Here is a 12560-nt window from a genome sequence, read left to right as displayed (position 1 = left end):
ATGCAGATCCCCGTTTTCTTCCAGACCGCAGGCCTGTTGCTGCTGTCGAACATCTTCATGACCTTCGCCTGGTACGGGCACCTGAAAAGCCTGGGCACGCGCGCCTGGTATATCGCCGCCCTGGTGAGCTGGGGCATCGCCCTGTTCGAATACCTGCTGCAGGTGCCGGCCAACCGCATCGGCGCCACCCAGTACAGCCTGGCCCAGCTGAAGATCATGCAGGAAGCGATCACCCTGACCGTGTTCGTGCCCTTCGCCATGCTCTACATGGACCAGCCGTTCAAGCTCGACTACATCTGGGCGGCGCTGTGCCTGGTCGGCGCGGTGTACTTCATTTTCCGCAGCTGAAATTGGCATCGCCGGCAGGATTTCTGCCGCCGCATTACACTACGCCGTCGAATTAATTGTTTTCAAAAGGATCACCATGAGCGCTTATTTGCAGGGCAAGGAAATGACGGGCAAGGACGCACCGGCGCCGGCCAAGCCGGTAGCGAAAGCCGTGACGATTCCCGCGCTGCAGGCGATGCGCGCGGCCGGCACAAAGATCGCCATGCTGACCTGCTACGACGCCAGCTTCGCGTCCCTGATGGACCGCTGCGGCGTCGACATCCTGCTGATCGGCGACTCGCTCGGCATGGTCTGCGCCGGCCATAGCTCGACGCTGCCGGTGACGCTGGCCGACATGGTCTACCACACGGCCTCGGTTGCACGCGGCAACAAGAACGCCCTGATCGTGGCCGACCTGCCCTTCGGCAGCTATGCCACCAAAGAGATCGCCTTCGAAAGCTCGGCCGCGCTGATGCGCGCCGGCGCCCAGATGGTGAAAATCGAAGGCGGCGCCTGGCTGGCCGAGACCGTCGCTTTCCTGTCCGAGCGCGGTATCCCGGTCTGCGCCCACATCGGCCTGACGCCGCAATTCGTCCATCAACTGGGCGGTTTCAAGGTGCAGGGCAAGACCGACGCGGGCGCCGAACGCCTCAAAGATGATGCACTGGCCCTGCAAGCCGCGGGTGCCGCCATCGTGCTGCTGGAAGCGGTGCCGGCGGCGCTGGGCAAGGCCACCACCGAACTGCTGCAAGTGCCGACGATCGGCATCGGCGCCGGTCCCGACTGCTCGGGCCAGGTGCTGGTCATGCACGACATGCTGGGCGTCTTCCCAGGCCACAAGGCGCGCTTCGTGAAGAATTTCATGGAGGGGCAAACCAGCATCGAAGGCGCCGTGCGCGCGTATGTGGACGGCGTGAAGGACGGCAGTTTCCCGGCGCAGGAACACTGTTTCTAAGGGAGAGACAATGGGCGCTCCGAGCACCCGATTGTTCCTGGCACTGTGGCCGGATCCCCCGATCCGCCACGCGCTGCGCGAACGGCGCGACGCCTGGGACTGGCCGCGCGGCGCCAGTCCCGTCCATACCGACAAGCTGCACATGACGCTGCATTTTCTCGGCGAGATCCCGAGCGAGCGGGTGCCCGAGCTGCAGCGCGGCTTTTCCGTACCGTTTACGCCATTTACCTTGTCGATCGGCGTGCCCAAGCTGTGGCCGCATGGGGTCGCCGTGCTGGAACCGCACGAGGAACCGCCCGAGCTGCTGGAACTGCACGCGAACCTCTCTTCCGCCCTGGTCGCCCTCGGCCTGGAGCCCGAAGCACGCAAATATCGTCCTCACGTGACGCTGGCGCGGCGCGCCAACAATGCCGTCGTGCCGGCCGAGGCCGAGCCACTGGCCTGGAAGATCGATGGCTATGCGCTGGTGGAGTCGAAACCGGGGAATGGTGGCGGCTATACGGTGATTCAGCGCTTTTCGTAGGGTGGACTCTTGAGTCCACGCGGTGATACCTGACGGCGAGATCATCGAGCACGAAATCGGAGCCTGTACCTATCACCGCGTGGACTCAAGAGTCCACCCTACGTATCGCAGCTGGTCACCGCGCACGATCATCGTTGCCAGGAATCCGGGCGACTACACCAACAGCATCAGGTGCTCCCGCTCCCACGAGCTGATCACGCGGCTGAAGGTCGCAAACTCCAGTTCCTTCACTTCGCAGAAGGCCTGCACGAACAAGTCTCCCAGCATGTTCGATAGCGGCGGGCACTGGCGCATGCGCAGGATGGCGTCTTCCAGGTTGCGCGGCAGGTCGTCGTGGATGTGCTCGGCACTGTCGCTCGTCGGCGCGGACGGTTCGATGCCTTCCGTCATGCCGAGGTAGCCGCAGCTGAGCGTGGCCGCCATGGCGAGATAGGGATTCACGTCCACGCCCGGCACCCGGTTTTCGACGCGCCGGTTCTCGGGCGACGAGTTCGGCACGCGGATGCCGCAGGTGCGGTTGTCGTAGCCCCAGCGCACATTGGTCGGCGCCGACTGGAAGCGCGACAGGCGCCGGTAGGAATTCACGTGCGGCGCGAACATCAGCAGCGCCGACGGCACATAGCGTTCCAGGCCACCAATGAAATGGAAAAAGAGCGGACTCGGCCCACCGTCGGGCCGTGTGAAAATGTTGTCGCCGCTGGCCGCGTCGACCACGCTCTGGTGCACGTGCATCGCGCTGCCGGGCTCGGTTTCCATCGGTTTCGCCATGAAGGTGGCGAAGATGCCGTGGCGCAGCGCCGTCTCGCGCACGGCGCGCTTGAAGAGGAAGACGCGGTCGGCCAGTTCCAGCGCGTCGCCATGCGCAAAATTGATTTCCATCTGCCCGGCCCCGGCTTCGTGGATCAGGGTTTCGACGCCCAGCGCATGGGTTTTACAGAAGGCGGACAGCTCCAGGAAAAACGGATCGAAATCGTTGACGGCGTCGATGGAATAAGACTGGCGGCCGAGTTCGGGCATGCCGCTGCGGCCCATCGGCGGCATCAGGGGAACGTGCGGGTCGACGTTGCGGGCGACCAGGTAAAACTCCATTTCGGGCGCCACCACCGGCCGCCAGCCGCGCGCGGCATACAGCGCGAGCACGCGGCGCAGCACGGACCGAGGAGCGAGCTCGACCGGGGAGCCGTCGAAGTTCACGCAGTCGTGGATCACCAGCGCCACCGATTCCGAGGCCCAGGGCACGACGCGCATCGTCGCCGCGTCGGGCACGCAGACCATGTCGGGGTCGGTCGCGCCGACATACGGCAGATTGTTCGGCTGCTCGCCGTTGACGGTATTGAGCAGGACGCTCTTCGGCAGGCGCATGTGTTCGCCGCCGAGAAATAAATCCTTCGGCAGGATCTTGCCGCGTGCGATCCCGGTCATGTCGGGAATGACGCATTCGACCTCATGGATGCTGTGCTCGCGCAGGAAATCGCGCATAGGATCGGGCACAGGATCGGGCCTGGGATCGGGCATAAGCTCGGGCACTGCAACGCTCATCTGGGCTCCCCGGCGTTCCGGACCGGCCAATGTAGCATGGCCGCCAGCGACGGGGCGCGCCGGCCCTGGCTAGCCGACCTGGATCCAGGTCGTCTTCAGCTCCGTATATTTATCGAAGGCATGCAGCGACTTGTCGCGGCCATTCCCGGATTGTTTATAGCCGCCGAAAGGCACGGTGATGTCGTCGTTGTCGTACTGGTTCACGTGCACGGTGCCGGCCCGCAGCGCCCGGGAAGTGCGGATCGCCTTGCCGAGGTCCGCCGTCCAGACGCCTGCTGCCAGGCCGTAGGGCGTGGCGTTGGCCTGGCGCACCGCCTCGTCGAGACTGGTGAACGACAGGACCGACAGCACCGGCCCGAAGATTTCCTCGCGCGCGATGCGCATCGATGCGTCGACGCCGTCGAACAGGGTCGGCTCGATATACAGGCCGCCGGAGTCGACGCGGGCCGCCGCGCCGCCCACCAGCAGGCGCGCGCCTTCGCGCTTGCCGGCCTCGATGTAGCCGAGCACGGTCTTCATCTGGATCGGGTCGACGATCGCGCCCATCACGGTCGATTCGTCGAGCGGGTCGCCCGGCGCGAAGTCGGGAATCATCTTCAATGCCTTGTCGAGGAAGGCATCCTTGATCGACGCTTCGACGAACAGGCGCGACGGTGCGTTGCAGCTTTCTCCCTGGTTGAAATAGATGGAACCGATGGCGGCCGCCACGGCGGCGTCGAGGTCGGGACAGTCGGCGCAGACGATATTCGCCGACTTGCCGCCCAGTTCGGTCCAGGCGCGTTTCAAATTCGACTGGCCCGCCATTTGCACGATGTGCTTGCCGGTGCGGGTGGACCCGGTAAAGGCGATGCAGTCGACATCCATGTGCAGCCCGAGCGCGCGGCCCGCTTCCTCGCCAAAGCCGGGCACGACATTGAACACGCCGGGCGGCACGCCGGCTTCCACGGCCAGTTCCGCCAGCCGGAGCGAGGTCAACGGTGCCTTTTCCGAGGGTTTCAGTACCAGGCTGTTGCCGCTTGCTAAAGCCGGGCCGATCTTCCAGGCCGCCATCAGCATCGGATAGTTCCAGGGAATGATGGCCGCGACCACGCCGACCGGCTCGCGCGTGACCAGGGCCAGGCTGCTCTCGGGCGTCGGCGCGACCTGGTCGTAGAGCTTGTCGATCGCTTCGCCATACCAGCGGATGCAGTTCTGCGCGAGCTGCACGTCGACGCTGCGGCTGTAGCGGATCGGTTTACCCATGTCGAGGGTTTCCAGCAGCGCCAGCTCGTCGCGGTGGGTCAGCATCAGGTCGGCGAAGCGGACCAGGATGTTCTTGCGTTCGGCGGGCGCCTTGCCGGCCCAGCGCCGGTCTTCGAAGGCGGCGCGGGCGGCGCTCACCGCGGCGTCGGCGTCGGCGCCATCGCAGCGGGCGGCCTCGGCCAGCTTGCGGCCGTCGACCGGGGACAGGCAATCGAAACGCGCACCGGAGCGGGCGTCGACGCGTTTGCCATCGATGACAGCGCGGGCGTCGATCGCGAGTTCGGCGGCGCGGCCGTGCCATTGTGTTGTTGACATGCCAGTGTTCCTTCCAATGTGAATAAAACACGTGGAAAAACGAAGGCGACCGCATCCCGCAGCGAAGTTCTGCCGCTATAATCGCCGATTTTCCGCCCGATAATTTTTCACGCTCCCGGAGCCTTCGTCACCATGAACTACACCTTGATTACCTGTGTCGTGCTCTACCTGCTGGGCACGCTGGCGCTGGGGGTTTGGGCGGGTACGCGCATCAAGAATACCAGCGACTTCGCCGTTGCCGGACGCAGCTTGCCCCTGATCATGGTGATTACCACGACTTTCGCCACCTGGTTCGGCGCCGAGACCGTGATGGGCGTGCCGGCCCGCTTCGTGCAGGGCGGCCTGAACGCCGTCATCGAAGACCCCTTCGGCGCCGGCACCTGCCTGATCCTGGTCGGCCTGTTCTTCGCCACCAAGCTGTATAAACTCAACCTGCTCACGATCGGCGACTATTACCGCGAACGCTACGGCAAGGGCATCGAGATCTTTTGCTCGGTCGCCATTATTCTCAGCTACCTCGGCTGGGTTGCGGCCCAGATCACGGCGCTCGGCCTGGTGTTCTCGGTGCTGACCAACGGCGCGATGGCGCCGGCAGTCGGCATGGTGATCGGCACCCTGGCGGTGCTGATTTATGTTGTGGTCGGCGGCTTCCTGGCCGTCGCGCTGACCGACTTCATCCAGATGATCGTGCTGGTGATCGGCATGTCGATCATTGCCTTCTTCGCCGCGGACCTCGCCGGCGGCGCCGGGCACGTGCTCGGCATGGCGCAGCGCGCCGATCTGTGGCGCCTGTGGCCGGAGCCGACGTTTACGGACATGATCTTCTTCTTCGGCGCGGCCATCACGATGATGTTCGGCAGCATCCCGCAGCAGGACGTGTTCCAGCGCGTCATGTCCGCCAAGGATGCGCCAACCGCGCGCACCGGCGCCGTGATCGGCGGCGCCAGCTACATCCTGTTCGGCTTCGTGCCGATGTTCATCGTCGCCGCGGCCGTGGTGGTGATGGGCGACAGCGCCATGGACTTGGCCAAGAACGATTACCAGCGCCTGCTGCCGACCTTCGTCATGACGAAAATGCCGCTGGTGATGCAGATCCTGTTCTTCGGCGCCCTGCTCTCGGCGATCAAAAGCACCTCGTCGGCGACGCTGCTGGCGCCGTCGACCAGTTTTACGGAAAACATCCTGAAAAATATCCGTCCCGGCATGAGCGACAGGCAGCAGCTGTTCGCCATGCGCGTGACCATCGTCCTGTTCGCGGCGCTGGTGCTGACTTACGCGATCGCGATGGAAGGCACGTCGATCTATGAACTGGTATCGTCGGCCTACCAGGTGACCCTGGTCGCCGCCTTCGTGCCGCTGGTGATGGGGCTGTACTGGAAGCGCGCGACGACCCAGGGCGCGATCGTGTCGATCGCGGCCGGGCTGGTCGTGTGGATTTTGTTCTTCCCGCAGGTGTCGACGCTGGGTACAAAATTCCCGGGGCAGCTGGCCGGCTTGTTGGCGGCGTTTGCGGGGATGTTTATTGGTTCGCTGGCGCCGCAGGTGCTCAAAAACCGGACCGAGCGCTCGAAGACGATCGTCGCGAGTGCCTGAACGACGTAGGGTGGGCGCCCCGTGCCCACGCGGAATGGTGCACCGTGTTAGCGCGGAAACGGCATCACGTTAGCCTTGGCTCTCTGCCGTGAACGGTGCCAACAATGATCACAGTTCCGTGGGCACGGGGCGCCCACCCTACATCCAGCCCCGCGCTCGCACATCGGCCAGCGTCAAGTCCAGGCACGCCCGGATCCGCGCCGCCATCTCGTCGATCTCCGCCTTGCTCATCACCAGCGGCGGCGCCACGATCATTCGATCTCCCACGGCGCGCATGATGACGCCGTTGTCGAACATGTGACCCCGGCACAGCATCCCGACCTGCAGTTTGCGCTCGAAGGCCAGGCAATCGTGTACGCTCGCCCCCTTCACCCGCACCAGGTTCAGCCCCGCCACCATGCCGCAACTCTCGGCGTGACCGACCAGCGGATGCGTTGCCAGCGCGTTGAACGCCGCCTTCAAATGCGGCCCGGTCTCCAGCGCCACGTTCTCTATCAACCGCTCCTCGCGCAGGATGCGCAGGTTTTCCAGCGCGGCGGCGCAGGCGACCGGGTGCCCGGAATACGTAAAACCGTGGTTGAAATCGCCGCCCTGCTCCACCAGCGCGTGCGCCACGCGTTTCCCCACCAGCACGCCACCAAGCGGCACATAGCCGGAGGTCACGCCCTTGGCAAAGCTGATCAGGTCGGGCCGTATTCCCATCAGTTCGGAACCGAACCAGGTGCCGAGCCGCCCGAAGCCGCAGATGACTTCGTCGGCCACCAGCAGCACGCCATACTTGTCGCAGATGCGCTGCACTTCCGGCCAGTAGGTCGGCGGCGGGATGATGACGCCGCCCGCGCCCTGCACCGGTTCGCCGATGAAGGCGGCCACCTTGTCCGCTCCGAGGGCCAGGATCGCGTCTTCCAGCCAGCCCGCCGCCACCAGTCCAAACGCGTTTTCGCTCAGGCCCTGGCCGTGTTCGGCGTAGTTCGGCTGGCCGATGTGGCGGATGCCCGGAATCGGCAAGCCGCCCTGGGCGTGCATGCCCGCCATGCCGCCCAGCGAGGCGCCCGCCATCGTGCTGCCGTGATAGGCGTTCTGGCGGCTGATGATGACCTGGCGCTCCGGCTGCCCGAGGATGTCCCAGTAGCGCCGCACCATGCGCACGATGGTGTCGTTCGCTTCCGAGCCGGAGCCGGTAAAGAACACGTGGCTGAACTGGGGCGGCGCGAGCGCGACCAGTTCGGCCGCCAGGTCCACGGCCGGGATATTGGTGGTGTTGAAAAAACTGTTATAGAAGGGCAGCGTTTCCATCTGGCGGTACACGGCTTGCGAGATGGAGGTGCGGCCATAGCCCACGTTCACGCACCACAGTCCCGACATGCCGTCGATCAGCTGCTGGCCTTCGGAATCCCACAAGTGGACGCCCTGTCCGCGCACGATCACGCGCGCGCCCCTGGTGCGGAGCGCGGCGTGGTCGGTGAAGGGATGCAGGAAGTGGGCCGCGTCAAGCTCCTGGATGGCGCGCGTGTCGAACGCCGCCACGCCAGGTGGGCCCAGGGAAGTCATGCTGGCGGCAAGGACCGCCGTGTCGTCGGTTGCCATGATGGCACCTCGTTTTTGGTTTGAAAAAACCCTGGTTGGTCAGACGTGCAATAACAGGTGTTCGCGTTCCCATGGGCTGATCACGGTCATGAACTCCTGGTGCTCGAGTTCCTTGATCGCGGAATACACATCGATGAAACGGTCGCCCAGCACTTCGCGCAAGCGCGTCTCGCCGCGCAGGTGGTGCAGCGCTTCGGGCAGGCCTTGCGGCAGTTCGACCGGCATTTTATAGGCGCTGCCCTCGACGATCGGAGTCGGCGCGAGCGCGTCGACCATGCCGAGGTAGCCGCAGGCCAGGGTCACCGCCAGGGCGAGATAGGGGTTGGCGTCGGCGCCGATGATGCGGTTCTCGATGCGCCGGTCCTGCGCGCCCGAGACGGGCACCCGGAAGCCGACCGTGCGGTTGTCGATGCCCCACTGCAGGTTGATCGGCGCGGCCGTGTGGCGCACGATGCGGCGGTAGGAATTGACGTAGGGCGCGACGATCGCCATCGCCGAAGGCATGTAGCGCTGCAGGCCGCCGATGTATTGCTGGAACAGCTTCGATTCGCTGCCGTCGGCATTGCTGAAGATATTGCGTCCCGTTTCGGCATCGACCACGCTCTGGTGCACGTGCATCGCCGAACCCGGCTCGCCCGCCATCGGCTTGGCCATGAAGGTGGCGTACATGTCGTGCTTCAGCGCCGCTTCGCGCAGCGTGCGCTTGAAGTAAAACACCTTGTCGGCCAGGCCCAGCGGATCGCCGTGCTGGAAATTGATTTCCATCTGGCCGGCGCCGATCTCGTGGATCAGGGTGTCGACGTCGAGGTTCATCAGGTCGCAGTAATCGTAGATGTCCTCGAACAGCGGATCGAATTCGTTGACGGCGTCGATGCTGTAGACCTGGCGGCTGGTTTCGGCGCGGCCGCTGCGGCCGATCGGCGCGGCCAGCGGCAGGTCCGGGTCGATGTTTTTCGCGGTCAGGTAAAACTCGAGCTCGGGCGCGACCAGCGGCTTCCAGCCCTTTTCCTCGTACAACTTGAGTACCCGGCGCAGCACCGAGCGCGGGGCGAAGTCGACCAGCGTGCCGTCAGCAAAATAACAGTCGTGGATCACCTGCGCGGTCGGATCGACCGCCCACGGCACCATCGTGATGGTGGTCGGGTCGGCTTTTAAGATCATGTCGCGGTCGGTGCTGGAAATGGCCTTGTCGTAGGCGTCGTCGCCGATCGGGGAATTGCCGGTGACGGTCATGCCGAGCACGGCTTCCGGCAGGCGCATGCCGCGCTCTTCGGTAAATTTAACCCGGGGCAGGATCTTGCCGCGGGCAACGCCGGTCAGGTCGGGAACCAGGCATTCGATTTCGGTGACGCGCTTGGCATTGAGCCACTCGTCCATGTCGGTGTAAGAAAAATTTTCGCGGATTGCCATCATTGCCTCTCTGTTGTTCATGGTCGCAAGGACGCAACACGCGTCCTGCACGGGGGGAGAGAACGAGGCAAACTAAGGAACGGCGCGCGCTGCCCACCGCGCTGCGCGATTTGTGCAGGCGGTCATGGGCGTCCCTGTTTTTTGGCGCGATAGTCGCGGCAAGCCTGGCCGAAGGCGCCGAACATCTTCATGGAATACGGATTGTGCGTAATGCGCCACTCCGGATGCCACTGCACCGCCAGGGTAAAACCGGGGGCGGCACCGACCGAGAATGCCTCCACTAAACCATCTTCGGCGGTCGCTTCGGTGACCAGTCCCGGCGCCAGTTCGTTGACGCCCTGCCCGTGCAGCGAATTGACGGGAATTTCGTCGGCGCCGACGATCCCATGGAGCATGCCGCCCGGGGTCAGCAGGATCTTGTGGGCATCGCCGTATTGCTCATCCATGCCAAGTTCGGGGTTTTCGCGGTGGTCGAACTTTCCTTCTACCATTTGCACCGCCTGGTGCAGCGAGCCGCCCAGGGCCACGTTCATCTCCTGGAAACCGCGGCAGATCGCAATGATCGGAATGCCCCGTCCAACCGCCGCCCGGATCAGCGGCAAGGTCGTTTCGTCGCGCGCCGGATCTTGCGGCAGCGACGGGTCGAGCACTTCTTCCGAGTAATAGCTGGGGTGGACGTTCGAGGCCGAACCGGTGAGCATGATCCCATCGCACAGTTGCAGCATCGTCTCCAGGTCGAGATCCTTGCCGAGGGACGGCAGGATCATGGGAGCGCAGTCGGCGCCAAGGACGATGGCGTCGACATACTTGTGCTGGGCCGCGTGATACGGGTGTTCGCCGAAGTCACGCGTGCATGCTGGAACGATTACGATGGGGCGCATGGTATCTACCTTGTCGTGGGCGCACTGGGACCATCATACGAGCAATCTGGTCCGAGCGCGATAGGCCATTAATCCAGATCAAACTCGGCGCTTATACCTCGCAAGCACCGTGGCGATCTGCTAATAAATCTGCGGTTTCATAACAAAAGGGTAACGTTAACCAAAGAAGCATGCCAACACGAACGGCCGGGCAACGAGCAAAGCCCGGCAAAAGAACGGTGATGAAAAAAGGTCTACTATGTCGGTTTGCTATCGATCGAGCGAACGAGGAACCCCATGCTGAACCTGAAAGACCCAACGCTGTTGCGCCAGCAAGCCTATATCGACGGAGAATGGTGCGATGCCAATGAAGGCGCCACGGTCGACGTGATCAATCCGGCGACCGGCGAAAAACTGGGCACCGTGCCGCACATGGGCGCCCAGGAAACCCGGCGCGCGATCGACGCGGCAGCCGCCGCCTGGCCGGCCTGGCGCAAGAAGACGGCGCGCGAACGCAGCCTCATCCTGCGCAAGTGGAACGACCTGATGCTGGAAAACGCCGACGACCTGGCGCTGCTGATGACGGCCGAACAGGGCAAGCCGCTGGCGGAAGCGAAAGGCGAAGTAGCGTATGCGGCCTCCTTCTTCGAGTGGTTCGGAGAAGAAGCCAAGCGCGTCGCCGGCGAAACCCTGCAATCGCCCTGGCCCGACCGCCGCATCGTCGTCACCAAGGAGCCGATCGGCGTCTGCGCGGCCATCACCCCGTGGAACTTCCCGGCCGCGATGATCACCCGCAAGGTCGGCCCGGCCCTGGCTGCCGGCTGCCCGATCGTGCTGAAGCCCGCCGAGCTGACGCCGTATTCGGCGCTGGCCCTGGCCGTGCTGGCCGAGCGCGCCGGCGTCCCGAAAGGCGTGTTCAGCGTCGTGACCGGCGACTCGAAGGCGATCGGCGGCGAGATGACGAGCAACCCGGTCGTCCGCAAGCTCAGCTTCACCGGTTCGACCGCGGTGGGGCGCCTGCTGATGGAACAATGCGCGCCGACGATCAAGAAAATCTCGCTGGAACTGGGCGGGAATGCCTCCTTCATCGTGTTCGATGACGCCGACCTCGACGCCGCCGTCGAGGGAGCGATCGCCTCCAAATACCGCAACGCCGGCCAGACCTGCGTCTGCGCCAACCGGATCTATGTGCAGGACGGCGTCTACGAAGCCTTCGCGCAGAAGCTGGTTGCGGCGGTGAATAAACTGAAGGTCGGCAATGGCGTCGACGCGGGCGTCAACCAGGGGCCGCTGATCGAAGAAAAAGCCGTCGTGAAAGTCGAGCAGCACATCGCCGATGCCCTGTCCAAGGGTGCGCGCCTGCTGGTGGGCGGCAAGCGCCACGAACTCGGCCACAGTTTCTTCCAGCCGACCGTGCTAGCCGACGTCACGGCGGACATGGCTGTCGCGCGTGAAGAAACCTTCGGTCCGCTGGCGCCGCTGTTCCGTTTTACTACCGAAGACGAAGTCATCGCCATGGCGAACAACACCGAGTTCGGACTCGCTTCTTACTTCTACTCGCGCGACATCGGCCGCGTCTGGCGCGTGGCCGAGCAGATCGAAACCGGCATGGTGGGCGTGAACACCGGGCTGATCTCGACCGAGGTCGCGCCCTTCGGCGGCGTGAAGCAGTCGGGGCTCGGGAGAGAAGGTTCGATCTACGGGATGGACGATTACCTGGTCGTGAAATACATCTGCATGGGTGGCGTGTGAATGACGCGTGACCCGTTGGCGAGCCTTGTCGATGCGCCGCTATTCATTGTGCCGCGCGTGCTCGACGGCTTGCGCGCGTATCGGCAGCGGCCCAGGCCCGAAAACCTGGGCGCGCAACTCGACCTGCTTGCTGGCCGGCTGCTCGAAGGCGTCGAGGCGCACCCGACCAAATTCTGGGTCATGAAGCAGTTCCGCAAAACCCTGGAAGCAGTCGATGGCGCCGACACGCAAGCGCGCGAATACCTCGCCGCGGAATTCGATACGCTGATGAATATCCTCGGCATCGACGATTCGGATGGGGTGCTGAGTACTTTGTAGCTTGGGCGCTCCGAACCGCCGGCGCGTATTTATTCCACGCTGTTCAATTACCCGTTATGATCAATTGCACATGATCAAATCGGGGACGCCATGCTCTTCGCGAACTCCCTGATCGTCCTGGCCGCACCAAAAAAAGCCA

11 protein-coding genes are annotated in these 12560 nt (G+C 64.1%); 6 read left to right on the top strand and 5 right to left on the bottom strand.

Annotated features, from left to right (window positions below):
- The 3 genes from AC1MEM_RS05730 to thpR all read left to right on the top strand — a co-directional run bounded on the left by AC1MEM_RS05730 (position 1) and on the right by thpR (position 1805).
- Complete coding sequence (locus tag AC1MEM_RS05730; RefSeq protein ID WP_499475900.1) at positions 1–348, top strand: DMT family protein; 348 nt, start codon at positions 1–3, stop codon at positions 346–348.
- 76 nt (positions 349–424) lie between these two features.
- On the top strand, positions 425–1282 hold the full coding sequence (gene panB, locus AC1MEM_RS05725) for a 3-methyl-2-oxobutanoate hydroxymethyltransferase (protein WP_499475899.1): 858 nt from the start codon (positions 425–427) through the stop codon (positions 1280–1282).
- Positions 1283–1292: 10 nt separating this feature from the next.
- Positions 1293–1805 (top strand): RNA 2',3'-cyclic phosphodiesterase, encoded by a 513-nt coding sequence (gene thpR, locus AC1MEM_RS05720; RefSeq protein WP_499475898.1) that lies wholly within the window; start codon positions 1293–1295, stop codon positions 1803–1805.
- 153 nt (positions 1806–1958) lie between these two features.
- Here thpR and AC1MEM_RS05715 read toward each other — a convergent pair whose 3' ends face one another.
- Together AC1MEM_RS05715 and AC1MEM_RS05710 are read right to left on the bottom strand one after the other, a co-directional pair.
- Entirely contained in the window at positions 1959–3284 is a 1326-nt protein-coding gene (locus tag AC1MEM_RS05715; RefSeq protein ID WP_499477578.1) for a glutamine synthetase family protein, read from the bottom strand.
- Between the two features lie 129 nt (positions 3285–3413).
- Entirely contained in the window at positions 3414–4901 is a 1488-nt protein-coding gene (locus tag AC1MEM_RS05710) for an aldehyde dehydrogenase (protein ID WP_499475897.1), read from the bottom strand.
- 132 nt (positions 4902–5033) lie between these two features.
- Here AC1MEM_RS05710 and AC1MEM_RS05705 point away from each other — a divergent pair, with 132 nt between their 5' ends.
- Positions 5034–6494 (top strand): high affinity choline transporter 1, encoded by a 1461-nt coding sequence (locus AC1MEM_RS05705; protein WP_499475895.1) that lies wholly within the window; start codon positions 5034–5036, stop codon positions 6492–6494.
- 138 nt (positions 6495–6632) lie between these two features.
- On the opposite strand, the gene AC1MEM_RS05700 is transcribed toward AC1MEM_RS05705, so the two are convergent.
- The 3 genes from AC1MEM_RS05700 to AC1MEM_RS05690 all read right to left on the bottom strand — a co-directional run bounded on the left by AC1MEM_RS05700 (position 6633) and on the right by AC1MEM_RS05690 (position 10372).
- A complete protein-coding gene (locus AC1MEM_RS05700) occupies positions 6633–8045 on the bottom strand; it encodes an aspartate aminotransferase family protein (protein WP_499477577.1) in 1413 nt (470 codons plus the stop codon).
- Positions 8046–8120: 75 nt separating this feature from the next.
- Positions 8121–9491 carry a glutamine synthetase family protein gene (locus AC1MEM_RS05695; protein ID WP_499477575.1) on the bottom strand — a complete coding sequence of 457 codons (1371 nt, stop codon included), beginning with the start codon at positions 9489–9491 and terminating at the stop codon, positions 8121–8123.
- Positions 9492–9613: 122 nt separating this feature from the next.
- Positions 9614–10372 (bottom strand): gamma-glutamyl-gamma-aminobutyrate hydrolase family protein, encoded by a 759-nt coding sequence (locus tag AC1MEM_RS05690; RefSeq protein ID WP_499475893.1) that lies wholly within the window; start codon positions 10370–10372, stop codon positions 9614–9616.
- Between the two features lie 276 nt (positions 10373–10648).
- Here AC1MEM_RS05690 and gabD point away from each other — a divergent pair, with 276 nt between their 5' ends.
- Together gabD and AC1MEM_RS05680 are read left to right on the top strand one after the other, a co-directional pair.
- Positions 10649–12103 (top strand): NADP-dependent succinate-semialdehyde dehydrogenase, encoded by a 1455-nt coding sequence (gene gabD / locus AC1MEM_RS05685; RefSeq protein ID WP_499475892.1) that lies wholly within the window; start codon positions 10649–10651, stop codon positions 12101–12103.
- The gene (locus tag AC1MEM_RS05680) at positions 12104–12421 is read left to right on the top strand and encodes a DUF4844 domain-containing protein (RefSeq protein ID WP_499475890.1); all 318 of its coding nucleotides are present in this window, start codon (positions 12104–12106) and stop codon (positions 12419–12421) included.
- Positions 12422–12560: the final 139 nt, after the last annotated feature.

This window comes from Telluria sp. AIW5, from assembly GCF_056680575.1.
The sequence above is the reverse complement of the archived record's forward strand: the minus strand, read 5'-3'. Positions and strand labels throughout refer to the sequence as shown.

Bases quoted from the DNA above. Each gene is read 5' to 3' on its own strand.
- AC1MEM_RS05730 (WP_499475900.1), top strand. From the start codon at position 1: ATGCAGATCCCCGTTTTCTTCCAGACCGCAGGCCTGTTGCTGCTGTCG.
- panB (WP_499475899.1), top strand. From the start codon at position 425: ATGAGCGCTTATTTGCAGGGCAAGGAAATGACGGGCAAGGACGCACCG.
- thpR (WP_499475898.1), top strand. From the start codon at position 1,293: ATGGGCGCTCCGAGCACCCGATTGTTCCTGGCACTGTGGCCGGATCCC.
- AC1MEM_RS05715 (WP_499477578.1), bottom strand. From the start codon at position 3,284: ATGCGCGATTTCCTGCGCGAGCACAGCATCCATGAGGTCGAATGCGTC.
- AC1MEM_RS05710 (WP_499475897.1), bottom strand. From the start codon at position 4,901: ATGTCAACAACACAATGGCACGGCCGCGCCGCCGAACTCGCGATCGAC.
- AC1MEM_RS05705 (WP_499475895.1), top strand. From the start codon at position 5,034: ATGAACTACACCTTGATTACCTGTGTCGTGCTCTACCTGCTGGGCACG.
- AC1MEM_RS05700 (WP_499477577.1), bottom strand. From the start codon at position 8,045: ATGACTTCCCTGGGCCCACCTGGCGTGGCGGCGTTCGACACGCGCGCC.
- AC1MEM_RS05695 (WP_499477575.1), bottom strand. From the start codon at position 9,491: ATGGCAATCCGCGAAAATTTTTCTTACACCGACATGGACGAGTGGCTC.
- AC1MEM_RS05690 (WP_499475893.1), bottom strand. From the start codon at position 10,372: ATGCGCCCCATCGTAATCGTTCCAGCATGCACGCGTGACTTCGGCGAA.
- gabD (WP_499475892.1), top strand. From the start codon at position 10,649: ATGCTGAACCTGAAAGACCCAACGCTGTTGCGCCAGCAAGCCTATATC.
- AC1MEM_RS05680 (WP_499475890.1), top strand. From the start codon at position 12,104: ATGACGCGTGACCCGTTGGCGAGCCTTGTCGATGCGCCGCTATTCATT.